This is a genomic window from Streptomyces sp. NPDC044063, from assembly GCF_056434285.1.
Window position 1 is genome coordinate 1 of record NZ_JBWKFM010000002.1, and the last position, 20,975, is coordinate 20,975.

17 protein-coding genes are annotated in these 20,975 nt (G+C 74.0%); 9 read left to right on the forward strand and 8 right to left on the reverse strand.

Translation table 11 applies throughout. The annotated features are described in order from the left end of the window. Positions 1–133: 133 nt before the first annotated feature. A complete protein-coding gene (locus tag AC07BS_RS04035; RefSeq protein ID WP_478640129.1) occupies positions 134–1,669 on the reverse strand; it encodes a M1 family metallopeptidase in 1,536 nt (511 codons plus the stop codon). A gap of 182 nt (positions 1,670–1,851) precedes the next feature. Here AC07BS_RS04035 and AC07BS_RS04040 point away from each other — a divergent pair, with 182 nt between their 5' ends. Continuing rightward, entirely contained in the window at positions 1,852–3,831 is a 1,980-nt protein-coding gene (locus AC07BS_RS04040; protein WP_478930087.1) for a Xaa-Pro dipeptidyl-peptidase, read from the forward strand. A 51-nt stretch (positions 3,832–3,882) separates the two neighbouring features. Here the strand turns inward: AC07BS_RS04040 and AC07BS_RS04045 are convergent, their stop codons facing one another. After that, the gene (locus AC07BS_RS04045) at positions 3,883–4,833 is read right to left on the reverse strand and encodes an FAD-dependent oxidoreductase (protein WP_478640125.1); all 951 of its coding nucleotides are present in this window, start codon (positions 4,831–4,833) and stop codon (positions 3,883–3,885) included. A 70-nt stretch (positions 4,834–4,903) separates the two neighbouring features. On the opposite strand from AC07BS_RS04045, the gene AC07BS_RS04050 reads away from it, so the two are divergent. Further along, complete coding sequence (locus AC07BS_RS04050) at positions 4,904–5,956, forward strand: oxidoreductase (RefSeq protein WP_478640123.1); 1,053 nt, start codon at positions 4,904–4,906, stop codon at positions 5,954–5,956. Positions 5,957–6,014: 58 nt separating this feature from the next. After that, entirely contained in the window at positions 6,015–7,652 is a 1,638-nt protein-coding gene (locus AC07BS_RS04055) for an ABC-F family ATP-binding cassette domain-containing protein (protein ID WP_478640120.1), read from the forward strand. A 56-nt stretch (positions 7,653–7,708) separates the two neighbouring features. On the opposite strand, the gene AC07BS_RS04060 is transcribed toward AC07BS_RS04055, so the two are convergent. The 3 genes from AC07BS_RS04060 to AC07BS_RS04070 all read right to left on the reverse strand — a co-directional run bounded on the left by AC07BS_RS04060 (position 7,709) and on the right by AC07BS_RS04070 (position 11,847). Then, the gene (locus AC07BS_RS04060; protein WP_478930089.1) at positions 7,709–10,123 is read right to left on the reverse strand and encodes a Tex family protein; all 2,415 of its coding nucleotides are present in this window, start codon (positions 10,121–10,123) and stop codon (positions 7,709–7,711) included. A 50-nt stretch (positions 10,124–10,173) separates the two neighbouring features. Beyond that, complete coding sequence (locus AC07BS_RS04065) at positions 10,174–11,031, reverse strand: SCO6745 family protein (RefSeq protein WP_478930091.1); 858 nt, start codon at positions 11,029–11,031, stop codon at positions 10,174–10,176. A 63-nt stretch (positions 11,032–11,094) separates the two neighbouring features. Further along, complete coding sequence (locus AC07BS_RS04070) at positions 11,095–11,847, reverse strand: enoyl-CoA hydratase/isomerase family protein (protein ID WP_478640114.1); 753 nt, start codon at positions 11,845–11,847, stop codon at positions 11,095–11,097. A 246-nt stretch (positions 11,848–12,093) separates the two neighbouring features. Here AC07BS_RS04070 and AC07BS_RS04075 point away from each other — a divergent pair, with 246 nt between their 5' ends. Beyond that, the gene (locus AC07BS_RS04075; RefSeq protein WP_478640111.1) at positions 12,094–12,609 is read left to right on the forward strand and encodes an ATP-binding protein; all 516 of its coding nucleotides are present in this window, start codon (positions 12,094–12,096) and stop codon (positions 12,607–12,609) included. Here AC07BS_RS04075 and idi read toward each other — a convergent pair. The 3 genes from idi to galE all read right to left on the reverse strand — a co-directional run bounded on the left by idi (position 12,584) and on the right by galE (position 15,419). Next, on the reverse strand, positions 12,584–13,192 hold the full coding sequence (gene idi / locus AC07BS_RS04080; RefSeq protein WP_478640108.1) for an isopentenyl-diphosphate Delta-isomerase: 609 nt from the start codon (positions 13,190–13,192) through the stop codon (positions 12,584–12,586). The genes AC07BS_RS04075 and idi overlap by 26 nt on opposite strands. Positions 13,193–13,316: 124 nt before the next feature. Beyond that, positions 13,317–14,264, reverse strand: coding sequence for a cation diffusion facilitator family transporter (locus AC07BS_RS04085; protein WP_478640105.1), 948 nt, complete (start codon positions 14,262–14,264; stop codon positions 13,317–13,319). A gap of 168 nt (positions 14,265–14,432) precedes the next feature. Continuing rightward, positions 14,433–15,419 carry a UDP-glucose 4-epimerase GalE gene (gene galE / locus AC07BS_RS04090; RefSeq protein ID WP_478640102.1) on the reverse strand — a complete coding sequence of 329 codons (987 nt, stop codon included), beginning with the start codon at positions 15,417–15,419 and terminating at the stop codon, positions 14,433–14,435. A 337-nt stretch (positions 15,420–15,756) separates the two neighbouring features. Between galE and AC07BS_RS04095 the strand changes: the two genes are divergently transcribed. From AC07BS_RS04095 to AC07BS_RS04115, 5 genes are read left to right on the forward strand one after another with little or no spacing between them, the layout of a single operon-like run. Next, a complete protein-coding gene (locus AC07BS_RS04095; protein WP_478930323.1) occupies positions 15,757–17,520 on the forward strand; it encodes a DUF5941 domain-containing protein in 1,764 nt (587 codons plus the stop codon). Next, positions 17,517–18,254 carry a phosphocholine cytidylyltransferase family protein gene (locus AC07BS_RS04100; protein WP_362252409.1) on the forward strand — a complete coding sequence of 246 codons (738 nt, stop codon included), beginning with the start codon at positions 17,517–17,519 and terminating at the stop codon, positions 18,252–18,254. Before AC07BS_RS04095 ends, AC07BS_RS04100 begins: the two co-directional genes overlap by 4 nt. Beyond that, the gene (locus tag AC07BS_RS04105; RefSeq protein WP_478640098.1) at positions 18,242–19,303 is read left to right on the forward strand and encodes an iron-containing alcohol dehydrogenase family protein; all 1,062 of its coding nucleotides are present in this window, start codon (positions 18,242–18,244) and stop codon (positions 19,301–19,303) included. Before AC07BS_RS04100 ends, AC07BS_RS04105 begins: the two co-directional genes overlap by 13 nt. Continuing rightward, positions 19,281–20,060, forward strand: coding sequence for a CDP-alcohol phosphatidyltransferase family protein (locus tag AC07BS_RS04110; RefSeq protein ID WP_478640095.1), 780 nt, complete (start codon positions 19,281–19,283; stop codon positions 20,058–20,060). The genes AC07BS_RS04105 and AC07BS_RS04110 overlap by 23 nt, the downstream gene beginning before the upstream one ends. Beyond that, positions 20,057–20,956: a glycosyltransferase family 2 protein gene (locus tag AC07BS_RS04115; protein ID WP_478640093.1), complete on the forward strand. Its 900-nt coding sequence runs from the start codon at positions 20,057–20,059 to the stop codon at positions 20,954–20,956. Before AC07BS_RS04110 ends, AC07BS_RS04115 begins: the two co-directional genes overlap by 4 nt. Positions 20,957–20,975: the final 19 nt, after the last annotated feature.

A 20,975-nucleotide genomic window follows, 5' to 3' on the forward strand; every position in this document is an offset into this window, starting at 1 on the left:
TACCCCCCCCCCACCCCCCCCCCCCCACTCCACCCCCCCCCCCCCCCCCCCCCCCCCCCCCCCCCCCCCCCCACCCCCCCCACCTCCCCCCCCCCCCCCCCCCCCCCCCCCCGCGGGGCTTCGAGCGGAGGGATCAGTGCCGGTGGGCCCGCTGGGCCTCCTGGATCTTCTTCCAGGACTTGGGCTCGGCGGCCTTGAGGGACGCGCCGGCCTTGCCCGCCTTGCCGGCCTTGCCCGCCGGGGTGGCGGGCCGGCCGATGCCGTCCCGGGCGGCGGCCGCGGCGCTCGGCTTGGACGCGGTGTTCAGCCAGGTGTCGAACAGCTTCTGGAGCGGCTTGCCCGACGCCTTCTCGGCGAACTTCGCGAAGTCCTCGACCGAGCCGTTGCCGAACCGGTTCTGGGTGGTCCAGTCCTTCAGCAGCGCGAAGAACGTCTTGTCGCCGACCGTGTTGCGCAGCGCCTGGAGGGCGATCGCGCCGCGCTGGTAGACCGCCGAGTGGAACTGGTTGTCGGCGCCCGGGTCGGAGGGCTTGACCTTCCAGAAGTCGTTGTCGGCCGGGATGAGGTTGTAGACGTAGTCGGCGAGCTCCTGGGCCGTGCCCTCGCCCTCCTTCTCCGACCACAGCCACTGGGCGTAGGTGGCGAAGCCCTCGTTGACCCAGATGTCGCGCCAGTTCTTCACCGAGACGCTGTCACCGAACCACTGGTGCGCCAGCTCGTGCACGACCAGGGACGTGTTCGCGCCGTTGGCGAAGCCGGACGGGCTGTAGTACGGCCGGGTCTGGGTCTCCAGCGCGTAGCTCGTCCTGACGTTGGGCACGTAGCCACCGACGGCGTTGAAGGGGTACGGCCCGAAGACCTTGCTCTCCCAGTCGATGATCTCGGTCGTGCGGCCGACGCTGGCCTTGGCCGAGGCGAGGTTGTCGCCCAGGTCCTTGCTGTAGGCGTTGAGGACCGGCAGCCCGTCGGCCGTCTTGTCGGTGGTGATGTCGAACTTGCCGATGGCCAGCGTGCTCAGGTAGCTGGCCTGCGGCTTGGTGGCGCGCCAGTTGTAGCGCGTCCAGCCGAGCTTGGAGGCCTGAGACTTCAGCTCACCGTTGCTGACCGTCTGCAGCCCGTCCGGCACCGCCACCGAGATGTCGTAGGTGGCCTTGTCGCGCGGGTGGTCGTTGCTGGGGAACCACCAGACCGCCGACTCCGGCTCGTTGGCCACGACCGCGCCGTCCGGGGTGCGCTGCCAGGCCGAGTAGCCCGCGATCTTCACCTGCGAGGGGATGTCGCTGTAGCGGACGACGACGGTGATCTCCCGGCCCTTCTCCAGCGGGGCCGCGGGGGTGATCTCCAGCTCGTGGTCGCCCGTCTTCGTGAACGGCGTGGGCCTGCCGTTGACCAGGACCTCGCTCACCTTGAGCGCGAAGTCGAGGTTGAAGCGGGACAGCGCCTGGGTGGTGGTGGCGGTCAGCGTCGCCGTGCCGTCCAGCCGGTCGGACTTCGGCTCGTACTTCAGCCGCAGGTCGTAGTGGGAGACGTCGTAGCCGCCGTTCCCGGACGCGGGGTAGTAGGAGTCTCCGACACCCGGCGCGCCGGGCGTGGCGTCGGCGGCCGAGGCCGGGACGGCCAGCAGCAGGCAGGCGGCGGCCGCGCTCGGAACGATGAGTCTGTGACGCACGAGTCACTCCAACTCGTAGGGGGCGAACGATCACTGGGAGCCTATGTACTCATCGAGGGCCGGGTCATGTCCATGGTGCGATCCGACATGTGATCGACACGTGGGTGTCACGAGTCCCCTCCCGGCCACCGCCGCACGCCGCGCCCCTTCTGCCCAGCGGTCATCGGCGCTACCTTCCGGCCGTGCCGATACACACGCGGAACTCCCCCCGAAGCTGGGCAACCGCCGTCCCCGCGGCCCTGATCGCACTGGCCGCGCTCCTCCTGCCGGCCGCGCCCGGCGCCTTCGCCGCGGCCGCCGCGAACGGCGGGAAACCGCCGGACGAGTCCCGGCCCGTCTACTCCTACGACCGGGCGGTGCGCGAATCCGTCTGGGTGGACACCGGGATCGACGGTGACGGCGACGGCCGCGCCGACCGGGTCGCCGTCGACGTCATCCGTCCCCGCGAGGCCGCCGAACAGGGCGTCAAGGTCCCCGTCATCATGGACGCGAGCCCGTACTACTCCTGCTGCGGGCGCGGCAACGAGAGCCAGAGGAAAACCTATGACGCCCAGGGGAGACCCGTTCAATTCCCCTTGTACTACGACAACTTCTTCGTACCGCGCGGCTATGCCGTCGCCCTGGTCGACCTCGCCGGAACCAACCGTTCCGACGGCTGCGTCGACATCGGCGGCCGCTCCGACATCCAGTCCGCCAAGGCCGTCGTCGACTGGCTCGCCGGCCGCGCCCGCGGCTACGCCTCGCGCACCGGCCGCGCCGCCGCCCGCGCCGACTGGTCCACCGGCGACGTCGGAATGATCGGCAAGAGCTACGACGGCACCATCGCCAACGGCGTGGCCGCCACCGGGGTGCCCAACCTGCGGACGATCGTCCCCATCGGCGCCATCAGCAGCTGGTACGACTACTACTTCGCCCAGGGCGCGGCCCTCTTCGGCAGCGGCCCCGACGGGCTCGCCGACCGCGTCTCGAGCCCCGCCGCGCGCGGCCGCTGCCAGGCCGTCCAGCGCGCGCTGGTCGAGGGCGCCCCGCGCAACGGCGACTGGACGCCGCTGTGGGCCGAGCGCGACTACCTGAAGGACGTCCGCAAGGTCCGTGCCAGCGTCTTCGCCGTCCACGGCCTCCAGGACCTCAACGTCCGCACCAAGCACTTCGGGCAGTGGTGGGACGCCCTCGCCGACCGGGGCGTCGAACGCAAGCTCTGGCTCTCGTCGGCCGGGCACGTCGACCCCTTCGACTTCCGCCGCGAGACCTGGGTGCCCACCCTCCACCGCTGGTTCGACCACTATCTGCTCGGCTACGACAACGGCGTCGAGCGCGAGCCCATGGCCGACGTCGAGCGCGCCCCCGACGTGTGGAGCACCGACCGCGTCCGGCCGCCCCGCGGCACCGCCCCCGTCACCCTGCGCCCCGCCCCCGGCCGCACGCCCGGCGTCGGCGTCCTCGGCACCCGCCCGGCGCCCGCCGGCGCCACCGAGACCTTCACCGACGACCCCCGGCTGGACGAGAGCGACTGGGCCGCCCGCGTCGACGAGGCCACCCCCGCCAAGACCGGCTTCACCACCCCGCCGCTGGGCACCGCGCTGCGCCTGTCCGGCTCCTCCTCCGTCCGGCTGACGGTCACCCCGTCCACCACCTCGGCCCACCTGACCGCCGTCCTCGCCGACCTCGGGCCGGCCACCATCCGCGACTACGCCGCGTCCGGCGAGGGCGTCCGCACCCTGGCCGACCGCACCTGCTGGGGCGCGGGCACCTCCGGCGACACCGGCTGCTTCCTGCGTACCGAGGCCGTTCCGGCGGACGTCGGCCACACCGTCGTCAGCCGCGGCTGGGCCGACCTCGGCCACCACGCGGACCTCTCCCACGGCGAGCCGCTGACGCCCGGCCGGCCGTACACCATCACCCTCTCCCTCGCCGCCACCGACCACGTCGTCCCGGTCGGCCACCGGCTGGCCCTCATCGTCGCCGGCACGGACGCCCGCCTGGTCGAACCCGCCTCCACCACGCCCCGGTTGACCGTGGACCTCGCCGGCAGCGAGGCGGGCCTCCCGGTCGTCGGCGGCGCCCGCGCCGTCGCCCGCGCCCTGCGCGGCGGCCACGCTCCCGCGCTCTCGGGCGCGCCCCGGCCCGGACTGCGCGCCCCCGCGCCCTCCCGGCTGCCCTGACACCCCGCCCCGCGCGGGGCGCCCCCGGACGGGGCGTCCCGCGCCGTGGCCTCAGGCCTCGATCAGATCCGCCGCCTCCAGCGCGCACCCCCACGACACCGTGATCCCGGCCCCGCCGTGCCCGTAGTTGTGCACCAGACGGGCGCCCGACGGCAGCCGCTCGGCCTCCAGCCGGACCCGCGGCCGGCCCGGCCGCAGCCCCACCCGGTGCCCGATGACCCTGGCCTGGGCCAGCCGCGGGAACACCCGCGAGCAGCGGCTGATGATCGCCTGCGCGGTGCAGGGCGACGGCGTGCGGTCCCACACGTGCTCGCGGGCCGTACCGCCCAGCACCACCCCGTACGGCTGGGGGAACACATAGAGGGTGTCGGCCTTGTGGTCGTCGGCGGAGGTGAACCACTCGTCGACGCCCGGGTTCTCCACCACGACCAGCTGCCCCCGCACCGGATGGACCGACGGATCGGGCACCAGGTCCCGGGCGCCCAGGCCCGTGCAGTTCACCACCGCGGCGGCCCCCTCGCCGGCCTCCGCCAGCGAGCGCACCGCGCCCACGGTCACCGTGCCGCCCGCCGCCGCCAACCGGCGGTGGAGATAGGCGAGATGTGCGCCCATGTCGAGCAACGGCAGCCGGGTGCGCACCCCCCGGTCGTAGCCGCGCGGCAACTCCTCGTCCCGGGCGGCCCGCAGCCCCGGCACCCGCGCCGACCACGGCCCCAGCTCGGCGGGCGTCACCCCCGCGTGCGTCCCGGCGGTCATCCGCACACCCGTCTCCGGCTGCCCGGCCAGCCCCGCCATGACCGCCAGCGAGCGCAGCGCCCAGCGCCCGGTGGCCTCCTGGGGCTGTATCCGGTACGGCCACCACAGCCCGCCGGCCACCGCCGACGTGGTCTCCGCGGACGGCGAGCGGGTCAACACCTTGACGCCGCGCCCGCGTTCCGCCAGCACGACCGCGCTGGTCAGGCCGATGACACCGGCCCCGACCACGATCACATCGCTTGCCATGGGGGTGACGGTACAGGCGAAAACACCGTCACCGGGCTCGAAGTGGCGTACCTGGGGGAATAGAGGCTTCATGGCAGAGCAGTACGCGTCCCTCGCGCTGGCGCCGGCGGATCGCGCCGGCGGGGAGACGACAGGCGCGCCGGTGACAACGCGCCGGGAGGCGACGGACTTCGTGGTGGACGGACGGCCCCTGCTGGAGCTGCTGGCCGCGACGGAGACGGTCTCGCCGCTGGCGGCGGACCTGGTCCCCTCCCCGATCACCGCGCACGCCCGGGCCCTCTTGCTGGAGGACGGTACGCCGGGCGATCCCCCGCTGCACGGCGGGCGTTACGTCCTCTACGCCTGTCCCGAGTGCGCCCGGCTGGAGTGCGGAGTGGTCACGGCCGTCGTCGAACGTACCGGGGCGGGCGGGGCGGATGGTGAGGACGGTGCGGACTACGTATGGCGGGACTTCGCCTGGCAGACCGGCGAGGACGTGGACCCCGAGCGCGACGGCTACCCGGGAATCGGGCCCTTCCGCTTCCGTGCCGGCGCCTACCGCGCCGCCGTCGAACGGCTGCTGGCCGACGGCCCCGCGCCGCACGGATCGCCGCGCGTGCTGCTCGTCGGCCCCCGGGTGGCCCTCCTCGCCCGGACCGCCGCCGGGTTGCGGGCGGCCGGCATCGGCGCCGAGATCACCCGCGACGCCGCCGGGGCCCACGCCGACGAGCTGCGCACCTACGGGGCGGTCGCCTTCGACCGCACGGTCGGCGAGGACGAACGGGCCGCGGTCCGGGCCGCGTTCGCGGCAGCGGGCCACACGGCGGTGTTCGTCGAGACGCCCGTCCCGGCCGCCGCGCTCCTCGTCGCACGGCTGGAGCAGGCGTTGCGGCACACGCCGGACGGCGGGAACCGGCTGGCCGGGCTGACCGCCGTGGCGGGCGAGGCCCGCGTCGAGACGGCCGCCGCCTGCCGGGTCAGGGTGACGGGCTACCGGCCGGGGCGGCTGCGCGGCGCCCGGATGCTGGAGCTGTTCGACGGGCGGCTGGAGCCCGGCGCGCACCGGGTGCCCCTCGGCCCGCGGGTGGCCTTCGTCGTGGCCCGCACCTACGGCGACGTGCTGGTCGCGCCCGTGGGCGCGTGATCGGCGGGCGAAAAGCGATTCGGTCGCCGGCGGGCCGACCGTTAGAGTCGGTGGTCTCATGAGTGCCACCCTCGTCGTCAAGGACCTCGCCGCCGGGCACGGCGACCGCACCCTCTTCTCCGGGCTCGACCTCGTCGTCGCGCCCGGTGAGGTCATCGGTCTCGTCGGAGCCAACGGCGCGGGCAAGTCCACCCTGCTCCGCCTCCTCGCCGGGCTCGCCACGCCCGAGGAGGGCGCGATCCGGCTCAGCCCGCCCACCGCGACCGTCGGCCACCTGCCGCAGGAGCCCGAGCGCCGCCCGGGCGAGACCGTCCGGGCCTTCCTGGCCCGCCGCACCGGCGTGGCCGCCGCGCAGACCGCCCTGGACACCGCCACCGAGGCCCTCGTCGAGGGTGCCCCGGGCGCCGACGACGCCTACGCGGTCGCCCTGGAGCGCTGGCTCGACCTCGGCGGCGCCGACCTGGACGAGCGCGCCGAGGAGGTGGCCGGCTCGCTGGGGCTGACCGTCGGCCTGGACCGGCCCATGACCGGCCTCTCCGGCGGCCAGGCCGCCCGCGCCGGCCTCGCCTCGCTGCTGCTCAGCCGCTACGACGTCTTCCTGCTGGACGAGCCCACCAACGACCTCGACCTGGACGGTCTGGCCCGGCTGGAGGAGTTCGTCACCGGCCTGCGCGCCGGCACGGTCCTCGTCAGCCACGACCGCGAGTTCCTGGCCCGTACCGTCGACCGGGTCCTGGAGCTCGACCTCGCCCAGCAGCAGGTCAACCTCTACGGCGGCGGCTACGCCTCGTACCTGGAGGAACGCGCCACCGCGCGCCGCCACGCCCGCGAGGCCTACGACGAGTACGCCGACACCCGCGCCGGGCTGGAGGCCCGCGCCCGCACCCAGCGCAACTGGATGGAGAAGGGCGTCCGCAACGCCCGCCGCAAGTCCACCGACAACGACAAGATCGGCCGCAAGCTCCGCGCCGAGAGCACCGAGAAGCAGGCCGCCAAGGCCCGCCAGACCGAGCGCCTCATCGAGCGGCTGGAGGTCGTCGAGGAGCCCCGCAAGGAGTGGGAGCTGCGCATGGAGATCGCCGCGGCGCCGCGCTCGGGCGCGGTCGTGGCGACCCTCCGCGGCGCGGTGGTGCGGCGCGGCGGCTTCACCCTCGGCCCCGCCGACCTCCAGATCGACTGGGCGGACCGGGTGGCCGTCACGGGCGCCAACGGCTCCGGGAAGTCCACGCTCCTCGCCGCCCTGCTCGGCCGGCTGCCGCTGGACGAGGGCAGCGCGGCGCTGGGGCCCGGCGTCGTGGTCGGCGAGGTGGACCAGGCCCGGGCGCTGTTCTTCGGCGGCGAATCCCTGCTGGACGCGTTCGGCGCGGCCGTCCCGGAGATGCCCCCGGCGGACGTCCGCACCCTGCTGGCCAAGTTCGGCCTCAAGGCCGCGCACGTGCTGCGCCCCGCCGTCACCCTGTCGCCGGGCGAGCGGACCCGGGCGGCGCTGGCCCTCCTCCAGGCCCGGGGCGTGAACCTGCTGGTCCTGGACGAGCCGACGAACCACCTCGACCTGCCGGCCATCGAGCAGCTGGAGTCGGCGCTGGCGTCCTACGAGGGCACGCTGCTGCTGGTGACGCACGACCGCCGGATGCTGGAGGCGGTGCACACGACGCGCCGCGTCGAGATGGCGGACGGCCGGCTGACCGAGCGCTGAGGCGACGTCGGGGAGCCGGTGCGGATCAGGGTCCGCACCGGCTCCCCGTACAGGCTCTAGCGTCCCTTCGGGCCGCCCAGCAGCCCGGCCCGGCGGAGCGCGTCCGCCATCGCGCCGTCGGCGGGAGCCGCCGAGCCGCCCGCCTCACGGCGGGGGCGCGGGGTGCCACCACCGCGGCGCGGGCCGCGCTCGCGGGGCGCGCCCGCCTTCTCGCCCCGGCCCTGGCCGGACGGCGACGAGGCCTCGTCGTCCAGCCGCAGGGTCAGCGAGATCCGTTTGCGCGGGATGTCCACGTCGAGGACCTTCACCCGCACGATGTCGCCGGGCTTGACCACGTCGCGCGGGTCCTTGACGAACGTCTTCGACATCGCCGACACGTGCACCAGGCCGTCCTGGTGGACGCCCACGTCCACGAAGGCGCCGAAGGCGGCCACATTGGTGACGACGCCCTCCAGCAGCATCCCCGTGCGCAGATCGCCGATCTTCTCGACGCCCTCCTTGAAGGTGGCCGTCCGGAACGCCGGGCGGGGGTCGCGGCCCGGCTTCTCCAGCTCGCGCAGGATGTCGGTGACGGTGGGCAGACCGAAGGTGTCGTCCACGAAGTCCTCGGGCCGCAGCGCGCGCAGGGTGGCGGTGTTGCCGACGAGGGAGGCGACCTCGCCGCCCGTGGCCTTCACCATCGCCCGCACCACGGGGTACGCCTCGGGGTGGACGCTGGAGGCGTCCAGCGGGTCGTCGCCGCCCCGGATGCGCAGGAAGCCGGCGCACTGCTCGTAGGCCTTCGGGCCGAGCCGGGCGACGTCCTTGAGGCCCTTGCGGGAGCGGAAGGGGCCGTTCGAGTCCCGGTGGGCGACGATGTTGTCCGCGAGGCCCGCGCTGATGCCCGAGACACGGGAGAGCAGGGGCGCGGAGGCGGTGTTGACGTCCACGCCGACGCCGTTGACGCAGTCCTCGACGACCGCGTCCAGCGAGCGCGACAGCTTCACCTCGGACAGGTCGTGCTGGTACTGGCCGACGCCGATCGACTTGGGGTCGATCTTGACCAGCTCGGCGAGCGGGTCCTGGAGGCGGCGGGCGATGGACACCGCGCCCCGCAGCGAGACGTCGAGCTCCGGCAGCTCCTGCGAGGCGAAGGCGGAGGCGGAGTAGACCGAGGCGCCGGCCTCGGAGACCATCACCTTCGTGAGCTTCAGCTCGGGGTGACGGGTGATCAGGTCCGTGGCCAGCTTGTCGGTCTCGCGGGAGGCGGTGCCGTTGCCGATCGCGACGAGCTCCACGCCGTGCTCACGGGCCAGGCGGGCCAGCGTGGCCAGCGAGGCGTCCCACTTGTTCTGCGGGACGTGGGGGTAGATGGTCTCGGTGGCGGCGACCTTGCCGGTGGCGTCCACCACGGCCACCTTGACGCCCGTACGGAAGCCGGGGTCGAGGCCCATCGTGGCGCGGGTGCCGGCGGGGGCGGCCAGCAGCAGGTCGCGCAGGTTCGCGGCGAAGACGCGGACCGCCTCGTCCTCGGCGGCCTGCCGAAGCCGCAGCCGCAGGTCGATGCCGAGGTGCACCAGGACGCGGGTGCGCCAGGCCCAGCGGACCGTGTCGCCCAGCCACTTGTCGCCCGGGCGGCCCCGGTCGGCGATCCCGAAACGGCGCGCGATCATCTGCTCGTACGCACTGGGGCCCTCGGTCGTCTCCCCGGGGACGTCCGGCTCCAGGGTGAGGTCGAGGACCTCCTCCTTCTCACCGCGCAGCATGGCCAGCACGCGGTGCGAGGGCAGCGCGGTGAAGGGCTCGGAGAAGGAGAAGTAGTCGGCGAACTTCGCGCCGTCCTCCTCCTTGCCCGCGCGCACCTTCGCCGCCACCCGGCCGCGCGTCCACATGCGCTCGCGCAGCTCGCCGATGAGGTCGGCGTCCTCGCCGAAGCGCTCGGTGAGGATCGCCCGGGCGCCCTCCAGCGCGGCGGAGGCGTCGGCGACGCCCTTGTCCGGGTCGACGAAGGCGGCGGCCGCCGCCGACGGCTCGGTGCCGGGGTCGCGCAGCAGGCCGTCGGCCAGCGGCTCCAGCCCCGCCTCGCGCGCGATCTGCGCCTTGGTGCGGCGCTTGGGCTTGAAGGGGAGGTAGATGTCCTCCAGCCGGGCCTTGGAGTCGGCCTCGCGGATCCGCGCCTCCAGCGCCTCGTCCAGCTTGCCCTGCGAGCGGACGGACTCCAGGACCGCCGTCCGCCGCTCCTCCAGCTCCCGCAGGTACCGCAGCCGCTCCTCGAGGGTGCGCAGCTGCGCGTCGTCGAGGGCGCCGGTGGCCTCCTTGCGGTAGCGGGCGACGAAGGGCACGGTCGACCCGCCGTCCAGCAGTTCGACGGCGGCCCGCACCTGCCGCTCCCGTACGCCGAGTTCCTCGGCGATCCTGGCTTCGATCGACGTCGACGTCGTCACGATCACGCTCCGCTTTCCTCCCGCGCCGCACGGCCCGGGAACCTGCATTGTGGCAGGTGCCCCGGGCCGGGCGGGATCGCGACCGGCCGTGCCGCCGGTCAGCCGCGCAGGTCGGCGGGGAAGGCGCCGGCGGCCACGGCGGTGACGACGAAGGAGTGCGCCAGCTCCGTCAGCCGGGCCGTGCCCGCGGCGCCCAGGTGAGCGTAGGGGGCCGTGTCGAGCCGGTCGGTCTCCGCCTCCAGCTCCTCGCGCAGGGCGGCGCCGGCCTCCGTCAGCCGCGCGTCCGTGTCCAGCAGTCCGCGGGCCCGCAGCCGGTCCTGGGCCGCCGTCAGCTCCTCGACGCTCCAGCCGCGGGTGCGCGCCAGCCACTCCAGGGACATGCCGCGTCCGGCGGCCGTCTCGCTGACGAGCGCCTCCAGCGGGTCGAGCCCGGCCCGGGTGAGGGCCATCAGGTGCCCGTCGCCCCGGTGCTCGCGCAGCAGGGTGGTGGCGTGCCACAGGGCGAGGTGCGGCGCGTCGGGCACGGGCAGGTCGGCGTGGGCGGAGTACAGCGGGCGGACGGCGCGCCCGCAGCCCTCGGCGGCGCGCAGAGCCAGCTCGGCGGCCTCGGCCATCTCCGGGGAGGCGACGGTCTCCTCGCCGAGGAGGCGGCGCAGCGCGGTGTCGGCGGCCCGCAGCCGGGCGGCGAGGACCTCCTCGGGCGCGGCGATGTCCCAGACGCTCGGCAGGTGCTCGGCCACGAGGTCGTGGCTGAAGCTGTGGAACGTGGCGGTGACCACGCCCGGGCCGACCCGGCCGAACGCGGCCGAGCGCGAGGCGAGATAGACCGCCCGGTGGTGCTCCACGCCGAGGGCGCCCAGCTCCCGGCGGACGTCGGGCGAGAAATAGACCATCGAGTGCACGGAGTTGACGCGGTGGGCGCAGCGCCGGACGGCGCGTTCGGGCAGAGTCTCCATGCCCCGAAGGCTACCGACCGGTCAGTACGTACGGGAAGCCCTGAAGCCGGGGACGGGCGCGGGTCACACCGTCCAGGCGAAGCGCGGCTCCCGGCGCTCCAGGAACGCGCTGACGCCTTCGGTGGCGTCGCCGCTGCCGCGGGCCTCGGTGGCCCAGTGCGCCACGCGGTCCGCGTCCGCCGTCCGGCCCGCGAACTCCTTGGCCGCCGCCTGGGTCAGCTGCGAGCGCGAGGCCAGGACGCGGGCGAACTCCGCCACCCGCCCGTCCAGCTCCGCCTCCGGCCACACCTCGTCCACCAGGCCGGTGCGCAGCGCCCGCTCGGCGTCGATGAGTTCCGCGGAGAACAGCAGGTACTTGGCCGTCGCCGGGCCGACCAGGTCGACCAGCCGGCGGGTGGAGGAGGCGGCGTAGACGATGCCCAGCCGGGCCGGGGTGATGCCGAAGGTCGCGCCCTCGGCGGCGAACCGCAGGTCGCAGGCGGCCGCGAGCTGGCAGCCGCCGCCCACGCAGTGGCCGCGCACGGCCGCGATCGTCGGCTTGGGGAACGCGGCCAGGGCCTCCTCGGCCGCCACCGCCAGGTCCCTGGACCCCTCGCCGCCGTCGGCGGTCAGCGAGGAGATGTCCGCGCCCGCGCAGAAGGTGCCGCCCTCGCCGGTGAGCACCAGTACCCGGACGGCCGGGTCGGCCGCGCACCGCCGCAGCAGCTCGGGCAGCCGCCGCCACATGTCCGTGGTCATGGCGTTGCGCTTGGCGGGGTGGGAGATGCGGACGGTGGCGGTCGCGCCGTCGACGTCCAGACGCAGTGCGGGTTCCATGCGCCGGATGCTAACCGGGGGCCCGGGCGGCGACCGCGGTGACCAGCTTCGGAAGCCAGGAATCCGGATCGCTCAGGGACGGGCGACGGAGGATGCCAGGATCAGTCGTGGGTGTGACCCCGGCATACGCACCCGGTCAAAAGGCGTCGATAGCCAGCGATTTCCTGTCAGCGCCCCGGTGCGGACCGTGACGTTCCCAACACTCGACGCGTGCGGTCGAGCCACGGCGAGGGGTGGGTGTCGGACATGGAGACTCTCGGGGGCGTCCCACCCGAGCCGGGGCACGCGCCCGGGCCCCGAAGGCCCGACCGGTACGACGGCACCTGGCGGTACACCACCCCGGCCCTCGACAGCTCCGTGCCCCGCAGCAGGCACGCCGTCCGCGACCTGATGCGCCGCCAGCGCGTCCCGCTGCGCGAGGACCTGCTGCAAGGGCTGCTGCTCATCGTCTCCGAGCTCGTCACCAACGCCGTCCAGCACGCCGCGCTGCTCTCGCCCGAGGTGGGGCTGGAGATCTCCATCGGCCCCGAGTGGGTGCGCGTCGCCGTCGAGGACAGCCACCCCTACCGGCCCCGCCCCCTGGAGGCTGAGTGCCCCGACGACGAGCCGCGCACGGGCGGCCGCGGCCTCCTGCTGGTCCAGGCCACCGTGGAGGAGGCCGGAGGCCGCTGCGACGTCGAGCACACGGTGGGCGGCGGCAAGGTGGTCTGGGCCGCCCTGCCGCTGCGGCCCCCGGCTACCAGCCCGCCGCGTCCCCGGTGACCTCGCGGATCGCGGGCCGGGCGGCGTCCAGCACCGTGCCGAACCAGGCCGAGAAGGTGTGGTCCCCCAGCAGCTTCGCCAGCTCGTCCGGCGTCACGAACGCCGTGTCGGCGATCTCCTCCGGGTCCGGGCGCGGCTCGTCCCGCACGGTTCCCACGAAAAGGTGGTTGTACTCCTGCTCGACCAGGCCCGAGGCCGGGTCGGGGTGGTTGTAGCGCACCGTCCCGGCCTCGCGCATCAGCGCGGGCGCCAGGCCCAGCTCCTCGCCCGTGCGGCGGGCCGCGGCGACGAAGGGGGGCTCGCCGGGGTACGGGTGGCCGCAGCAGGTGTTCGACCAGACGCCGGGGGAGTGGTACTTCCCCAGGGCCCGGCGCTGCAGCAGCAGCCGGCCGGCCTCGTCGAAGAGGAAGACCGAGAAGGCGCGGTGCAGCCGCCCGGGGGAGAGGTGGGCGGAGACCTTCTCGGCGGTCCCGATGGTTCTGCCGTTCTCGTCGACCAGCTCCAGCATGATCGGCTCAGCGGTGTCGTCGGCGGGGACCGGGGCGGGGCCGGTGGGGCGGCCCGCGGCTGGTGTGATCGGCATTGACCATCCTCGTTGTCGGTCTTCGACCCTCAAGTCTGCCGTACGGAGCGACCGCGGCAGGGACGGATACGTCCCGGGGTGACGGTCCGGGCCGTACGGGGACGGCCGGGCGGGGCCGCCGCCGTCAGTGGCAGAGCCGCGCCTCGTGCTCGGCGTGCCCGCTCGGCTCCAGCTGGAAGGTGCAGTGCTCCACGGCGAAGTGCTCGCCCAGGCAGCCCCGCAGGTCGTGCAGCATCTTCTCCTGCCCGGACGGGTCCAGCCGCGCCGGGTCCACCACCACGTGCGCGGAGATCACCGGCAGGCCCGATGTGATGGTCCACACATGCAGGTCGTGGAGGTCCTCCACGCCCGGCAGCGCCATGATGTGCGCCCGCACCTCGGCCATGTCGACGTCCTTCGGCGCGGCCTCCAGCAGCACGTCCAGCGCCTCGCGGAGCAGCTTCACCGTGCGCGGCACGATCATCAGGCCGATCGCCAGCGAGGCGACCGCGTCGGCGCGCGTCCACCCCGTGAGCATGATCACAACGGCGGAGACGACCACCGCCAGGGAGCCCAGCGCGTCCGAGAGGACCTCCAGGAACGCCCCGCGGACGTTCAGGCTCTCCTTCTGGCCGCGCATCAGCAGCGCCAGCGAGATCAGGTTGGCGACCACGCCGATCAGACCGAAGACCACCGTCGTGCCGCCCGGCACCTCGGTGGGATTGGTCAGCCGCTGGACGGCCTCGACCAGGATGAAGCCGCCCACGCCCAGCAGGAGCAGGCAGTTCAGCAGCGCCGCCAGGATCTCGGCGCGGGCGTAGCCGTAGGTGCGCCGCTCGCTGGGGGGCCGGTTGGCGAAGTGGATCGCCACCAGCGCCATGGAGACCCCCACCGCGTCGGTGGCCATGTGGCCGGCGTCCGCCAGCAGTGCCAGCGATCCGGTCAGCACACTGCCGGTGATCTCCGCGACGAGAACCGTCAGGGTGATCCCCAGCGCTATCCGCAGCCGCCCCTTGTAGGCGGCGGCCGCGGTGCCGCTCAGTTCCGCCGGGGGTCCCCCGTGCGAGTGGCCGTGGTCGTGCCCCGCTCCCATGAATGCCGCCTCCGAACGCGTCGCCCGTGCGGCCGGCGGGGTGCCGGCCGACGCCCAGTGAACTACGGGTGGGGGGTATCCGGCAACGCGGCACTGAACACCGTTGTCATTGCCTCTGACCTGCGGTGATGTGGAGTTCGCGGAACGTCGTGGTGGGGCCGCCCGGGATCAGCCGCGACGGGCCCCGGGATGGTGGAGGCACCAGCCCTCCCAGGCCGAGGCGACCATGCTCCGCACGTCGTGGCGGGCCCGCCAGCCGAGCTCCTCGGCGATGCGCTCGCCGGAGGCGACGACACGCGCCGGATCACCCGGACGGCGCGGCCCGGTCTCGGCCGTCAGCTCCGGCCGGCCGGTGATCTCGCCGATCAGGTCCGCCATCTCGCGCACGGACACCCCGTGCCCGGTGCCGACGTTGAGCGTCAGGTCCCCCGCGCCCGGCCGCTCGGCCAGCCGGCGGGCGGCGGCCAGGTGTGCGGTGGCCAGGTCCTCGATGTGGATGTAGTCACGGACGCAGGTGCCGTCGGGGGTGTCGTAGTCGGTGCCGAAGATCCTCGGCCGCTCGCCCCGGGTGATCCGGTCGAACATCATCGGGATGATGTTGAAGATCCCGGTGTCCGCCAGCTCCGGCCGCACCGCGCCCGCCACGTTGAAGTAGCGCAGGCAGGCGGTGGAGAGGCCGTGCGCGGCCCCGGTCGCCCGGACGAGCCACTCGCCGGCCAGCTTGGTCTCGCCGTACGGGTTGATCGGCAGGCAGGGCGTCTCCTCGGTGACGAGGTCGACGTCGGGCATGCCGTAGACGGCGGCGGAGGACGAGAAGACGAAGCTGCCCACACCGGCGGCCACCACGGCCTCCAGCAGCACGGTCAGTCCGTGGAGGTTCTCCCGGTAGTAGAGGAGCGGCTTCTCCACCGACTCCCCGACCTGCTTCTTCGCCGCGAGGTGCACCACACCCGTCACCCCGAGGTCGGCGAGGGCGCGGTCCAGCACCGCGCGGTCCAGCACCGAGCCCCGCACCAGCGGGACCTCCGGCGGCAGTCGGTCGGCGACGCCCGAGGACAGATCGTCCAGGACGGCCACCCGCTCGCCCGCCTCCGTCATCGCCTGCGCCACGTGCGCCCCGATGTACCCCGCTCCGCCTGTGATCAGCCACGTCATGCACGGCACCCTATTCCAGCCGGACGACCGGAAACGTTTCCTCCCGTCCGGCCTCCGCCCGGACGCGTACCGGACATGTACCGCACCCGGACCGGACGGGTTCCGGCCGGGAACCACGGGCGCCGCCCACGCGTCCTGTCAGGGGCGGGACCCGCGGGTGCACGTGCGGTGAACGACGGCTTCCGTTGATCCGATAGCCTCTGCCGACGTGCCGCACGCCGCCCCGCAGCCGGGGCCCCGGCGCGCCCCGCCCTCCCCCGGCCGCCGCTGGGGGTGCCCCCAGACCGCCGCGCCCGCAGCCCCGAGGCGGCCCGCCGGCCGCAAGGAGTGAGTTCGTCTGTCGACCGCCATCCTCACCGGTCCGCCGCCCGCCGGCTCCTCCCTCGGGGACGACCTGCGGTCGCTGGGCTTCGACGTCCGTACGGTCCCGGCCGCCGGCCTCGCCGGTGAGCTGGCCGCCCTCCCGGGCGGCGAGCGGGTCGCCGTCGTCGACCCCCGCTTCGTGGGCCATGTCCACGCCCTGCGGCTCGCGCTGACCGACCCCCGTTTCCCCGCCGCCGCCGTCGAGGGCGCCGTCTGCGCCCTCCCGGAGGCCCGCGAGGCGCTCGCGGCCGCCGCCGCGACCCCCGCGGACCCCGACGGGCTGGCCGAGCGGATGGCCGCCGCCGGCGTCGCCGTCCACCGTCCCGAGCTGGGCGTGCTCGTCGCCGCCGTGCCCGAGGACGAGGCGGCCCGGGCCAGGACACTGGCCGAGGTCGAGGCCGTCGACGACGAGGCCGTGCGGCTGCGCACCGCCGTGAAGTCCCGCGACGGGTTCTTCACCACCTTCTTCATCAGCCCGTACTCGCGCTACATCGCCCGCTGGTGCGCCCGCCGCGGCCTCACCCCCAACCAGGTGACGACCGCCTCGCTGCTGACCGCGCTGATCGCGGCCGGCTGCGCGGCCACCGGCACCCGGGGCGGGTTCGTCGCCGCGGGCGCCCTGCTCATCGCGTCGTTCGTGCTGGACTGCACCGACGGGCAGCTCGCCCGCTACTCGTTGCAGTACTCGACGCTCGGCGCCTGGCTGGACGCGACCTTCGACCGGGCCAAGGAGTACGCCTACTACGCGGGCCTCGCCCTCGGCGCCGCCCGCGGCGGCGACGACGTCTGGGCCCTCGCGCTGGGCGCCATGGTCCTGCAGACCTGCCGGCACGTGGTCGACTTCGCCTTCAACGAGGCCAACCACGACGCCACCGCCAACACCAGCCCCACCGCAGCGCTCTCCGGCCGGCTGGACAGCGTCGGCTGGACGGTCTGGGCCCGGCGCATGATCGTGCTGCCCATCGGCGAGCGCTGGGCCCTCACGGCGGTCCTGACGGCGCTCACCACCCCGCGCACCGTCTTCGTCGTCCTGCTGATCGGCTGCGGCTTCGCCGCCTGCTACACCACCGCGGGACGCGTCCTGCGCTCGGTGACCCGCAAGGCGAAGCGCACCGACCGCGCCGCCGAGGCCCTGGCCGACCTGGCCGACTCCGGCCCCGTGGCCGAGGTCGTCGCCCGGGCGGCCGGCCGGCGGGGCGCGGGCGCCGCCACCGCGCCGGTGCTGGCCCTCGCCGGTGCCGGAGTGCTCATGGTCACCCTGTGGTGGCACACCTCACCCTGGCTGCCGGTGCTGGGCGCCGCCGCGTACGCGATCTTCTCGGGCGGGGCGGTCGCACGGCCCCTCAAGGGCCCCCTGGACTGGCTGATTCCGCCCGTCTTCCGCGCCGCCGAGTACGGCACGGTGCTGGTCCTGGCCGCCCGCTCGGACGCCCCCGGCGCCCTTCCCGCGGCTTTCGGCCTGGTGGCCGCGGTCGCCTACCATCACTACGACACGGTGTACCGCATCCGCGGCGGCACCGGAGCCCCCCCGCGCCGGCTGGTGCGGGCGATCGGCGGACACGAGGGACGCGTGCTGGTGGTCACGGCCGCCGCCGCCCTCTGGCACGGTCAAGGCTTCACCATCGCGCTGACGGTCCTCGCGACCGCCATCGCCCTCGTGGTGCTCACGGAGAGCATCCGGTTCTGGGTGTCCTCCGGGGCTCCCGCAGTACACGACGAAACAGGAGAACCCGCATGATCGGCCTCGTGCTGGCCGCCGGCGCCGGACGGCGTCTGCGCCCCTACACCGACACTCTGCCCAAGGCCCTGGTGCCGGTGGATGGTGACACCACCATCCTCGACCTCACCCTGGCCAACTTCGCCGAGATCGGTCTGACCGAGGTCGCGATCATCGTGGGCTACCGCAAGGAGGCGGTGTACGCCCGCAAGGAGGCCCTGGAGGCCAAGTACGGCCTGAGCCTCACCCTGATCGACAACGACAAGGCCGAGGAGTGGAACAACGCCTACTCCCTGTGGTGCGGCCGGGACGCCCTCAAGGACGGCGTGATCCTCGCCAACGGTGACACCGTGCACCCGGTCTCCGTCGAGAAGACCCTGCTCGCCGCCCGCGGCAACGGCCAGAAGATCATCCTCGCCCTCGACACGGTGAAGCAGCTCGCCGACGAGGAGATGAAGGTCGTCGTGGACCCCGACAAGGGCGTCCAGCGCATCACCAAGCTGATGGACCCGTCCGAGGCGACCGGCGAGTACATCGGCGTCACCCTGATCGAGGGCGAGGCCGCCGCCGACCTGGCCGACGCCCTCAAGGTCACCTTCGAGCGCGACCCCGACCTCTACTACGAGGACGGCTACCAGGAGCTGGTCAACCGCGGCTTCAAGGTCGACGTGGCCCCCATCGGCGATGTGAAGTGGGTCGAGATCGACAACCACGACGACCTCGCCAAGGGCCGGGAGATCGCGTGCCAGTACTGACGAGGCTCATCCCCTCGCCGGTCGTCGTCGACATCCGTGCCGGAGCCCTGGACGATCTGGCGAGTGTCCTCGCCGACCAGCGGATCTCCAGCTCCGGCAAGCTGGCCGTCGCCATCAGCGGCGGCTCCGGGGCGGTGCTGCGCGAGCGGCTCGCCCCGGTGCTGCCCGGCGCCTCGTGGTACGAGGTGGGCGGCGGCACGCTGGACGACGCGATCAAGCTCGCCGACGCGATGAAGTCCGGGCACTACGACGCGGTCGTGGGGCTCGGCGGTGGCAAGATCATCGACTGCGCGAAGTTCGCCGCGGCGCGCATCGGCCTGCCGCTGGTCGCCGTCGCGACGAACCTCTCGCACGACGGCCTGTGCTCGCCCGTCGCCACCCTGGACAACGACGCGGGCCGCGGCTCGTACGGCGTGCCCAACCCCATCGCCGTGGTCATCGACCTCGACGTGATCCGTGAGGCCCCGGTGCGCTTCGTGCGCTCCGGCATCGGTGACGCGATCTCCAACATCTCCGCCGTCGCGGACTGGGAGCTCGCCCACCGCGAGCGCGGCGAGGACATCGACGGCCTGGCCGCCGCCATCGCCCGCCAGGCCGGCGAGGCGGTGCTGCGCCACCCCGGTGGCGTGGGCGACGACGGTTTCCTCCAGGTGCTGGCCGAGGGCCTGGTGCTCACCGGCATCTCGATGTCGGTGGCCGGCGACAGCCGCCCGGCGTCCGGCGCCTGCCACGAGATCAACCACGCCTTCGACCTGCTCTACCCCAAGCGAGCCGCCAGCCACGGCGAGCAGTGCGGCCTCGGCGCCGCCTTCGCGATGCACCTGCGCGGGGCCCACGAGGAGTCCGCGCTGATGGTCGAGGTCCTGCGCCGGCACGGGCTGCCCGTGCTGCCGGGCGAGATCGGCTTCAGTGACGACGAGTTCGTCCGGGCCGTCGAGTTCGCGCCGCAGACCCGCCCCGGGCGGTACACCATCCTGGAGCACCTCGACCTCTCCACCGACCAGATCAGGGACGCATACGCCGACTATGCACAAGCCGTCAGTCGCTGAACTCCGTCCGGTCGTCCACCCCGCGGGGGTGAAGGACCGGCGGAGCGGTGAGCACTGGGCCGGCCGCCTCTACATGCGGGAGATCTCGCTGCGGGTGGACCGGCACCTGGTGAACACCAGGGTCACGCCCAACCAGCTCACCTACCTGATGACCGTCGCGGGCGTCCTCGCGGCCCCGGCCCTGCTGGTGCCGGGGATCCCGGGCGCCGTGCTCGGCGTGGTCATGGTCCAGCTCTACCTGCTGCTGGACTGCGTCGACGGTGAGATCGCCCGCTGGAAGAAGCAGTACTCGAACTCCGGGGTCTACCTGGACCGGGTGGGCGCCTATCTGTGCGACGCGGCGGTCCTGCTGGGCCTCGGCCTGCGCGCCGCCGACCTGTGGGGCGGCGGCCGGATCGACTGGCTGTGGGCCTTCCTGGGCACGCTCGCCGCGCTCGGCGCCGTCCTGATCAAGGCCGAGACCGACCTCGTCGGCGTCGCCCGCCACCAGGCCGGGCTGCCGCCGGTCAAGGAGTCCGCCTCCGAGCCGCGCTCCTCCGGCATGGCGCTGGCCCGCAAGGCCGCGGCCGCGCTGAAGTTCCACCGGCTGATCCTGGGGATCGAGGCGTCCCTGCTGATCCTGCTCCTCGCGATCGTGGACGCGACGCGGGGGGACCTGTTCTTCACCCGCCTGGGCACCGCCGTACTGGCGGGCATCGCGGTGCTGCAGACCCTGCTGCACCTCGTGTCCATCCTGGCGTCGAGCAGGCTGAAATGAGGAGCGAGAACACCATGAAGGTCGGCGCCGTCGTCCTGACCATGGGCAACCGCCCCGACGAGCTGCGTGCCCTGCTGGAGTCGGTGGCCAAGCAGACCGGCGACCCCATCGAGGTCGTCGTCGTCGGCAACGGTTCCCCGCTGCCCGAGCTGAACGTCCCGGGCCTCGCGGTGCGCACCGTCGAGCTGCCCGAGAACGTGGGCATCCCGGCCGGGCGCAACGTCGGCATCGAGGCCTTCGGCCCGGCCGGCCGCGACGTCGACGTCCTGCTCTTCCTGGACGACGACGGGCTGCTGCCGAACCAGGACACGGCCCAGCTGTGCCGGGAGGCGTTCGCCGCCGACCGGAAGCTCGGGATCATCAGCTTCCGCATCGCCGACCCGGACACCGGTGTCACCCAGCGTCGCCACGTGCCCCGGCTGCGCGCCTCGGACCCGATGCGCTCCTCGCGGGTGACCACCTTCCTCGGTGGCGCCAACGCGCTGCGCACCCGGGTCGTCGCCGAGGTCGGCGGGCTGCCGGACGAGTTCTTCTACGCCCACGAGGAGACCGACCTCGCCTGGCGGGCCCTCGACGCGGGCTGGATGATCGACTACCGGGCGGACATGGTCCTCCACCACCCGACCACCGCCCCCAGCCGGCACGCGGTCTACCACCGGATGGTGGCCCGCAACCGGGTCTGGCTGGCCCGGCGCAACCTGCCCGCCCCGCTGGTCCCCGTCTACCTCGGGGTCTGGCTGCTGCTGACGCTGGCCAGGCGTCCGTCCCCGCCCGCGCTGCGCGCGTGGCTGGGCGGCTTCAAGGAGGGTTGGACGACTCCCTGCGGTCCGCGCCGGCCGATGAAGTGGCGTACCGTTTGGCGCCTGACCCGACTGGGTCGCCCGCCCGTGATCTGACAAGCTCGTGTCTTAAGAG

Coding starts and splice junctions, on each gene's coding strand:
- AC07BS_RS04055 (WP_478640120.1), top strand. CDS start 6,015: ATGAGTGCCACCCTCGTCGTCAAGGACCTCGCCGCCGGGCACGGCGAC.
- AC07BS_RS04060 (WP_478930089.1), bottom strand. CDS start 10,123: ATGCAGGTTCCCGGGCCGTGCGGCGCGGGAGGAAAGCGGAGCGTGATC.
- idi (WP_478640108.1), bottom strand. CDS start 13,192: ATGCCGATCACACCAGCCGCGGGCCGCCCCACCGGCCCCGCCCCGGTC.
- AC07BS_RS04100 (WP_362252409.1), top strand. CDS start 17,517: ATGATCGGCCTCGTGCTGGCCGCCGGCGCCGGACGGCGTCTGCGCCCC.
- galE (WP_478640102.1), bottom strand. CDS start 15,419: ATGACGTGGCTGATCACAGGCGGAGCGGGGTACATCGGGGCGCACGTG.
- AC07BS_RS04115 (WP_478640093.1), top strand. CDS start 20,057: ATGAGGAGCGAGAACACCATGAAGGTCGGCGCCGTCGTCCTGACCATG.
- AC07BS_RS04045 (WP_478640125.1), bottom strand. CDS start 4,833: ATGGCAAGCGATGTGATCGTGGTCGGGGCCGGTGTCATCGGCCTGACC.
- AC07BS_RS04050 (WP_478640123.1), top strand. CDS start 4,904: ATGGCAGAGCAGTACGCGTCCCTCGCGCTGGCGCCGGCGGATCGCGCC.
- AC07BS_RS04075 (WP_478640111.1), top strand. CDS start 12,094: ATGGAGACTCTCGGGGGCGTCCCACCCGAGCCGGGGCACGCGCCCGGG.
- AC07BS_RS04085 (WP_478640105.1), bottom strand. CDS start 14,264: ATGGGAGCGGGGCACGACCACGGCCACTCGCACGGGGGACCCCCGGCG.
- AC07BS_RS04065 (WP_478930091.1), bottom strand. CDS start 11,031: ATGGAGACTCTGCCCGAACGCGCCGTCCGGCGCTGCGCCCACCGCGTC.
- AC07BS_RS04110 (WP_478640095.1), top strand. CDS start 19,281: ATGCACAAGCCGTCAGTCGCTGAACTCCGTCCGGTCGTCCACCCCGCG.
- AC07BS_RS04070 (WP_478640114.1), bottom strand. CDS start 11,847: ATGGAACCCGCACTGCGTCTGGACGTCGACGGCGCGACCGCCACCGTC.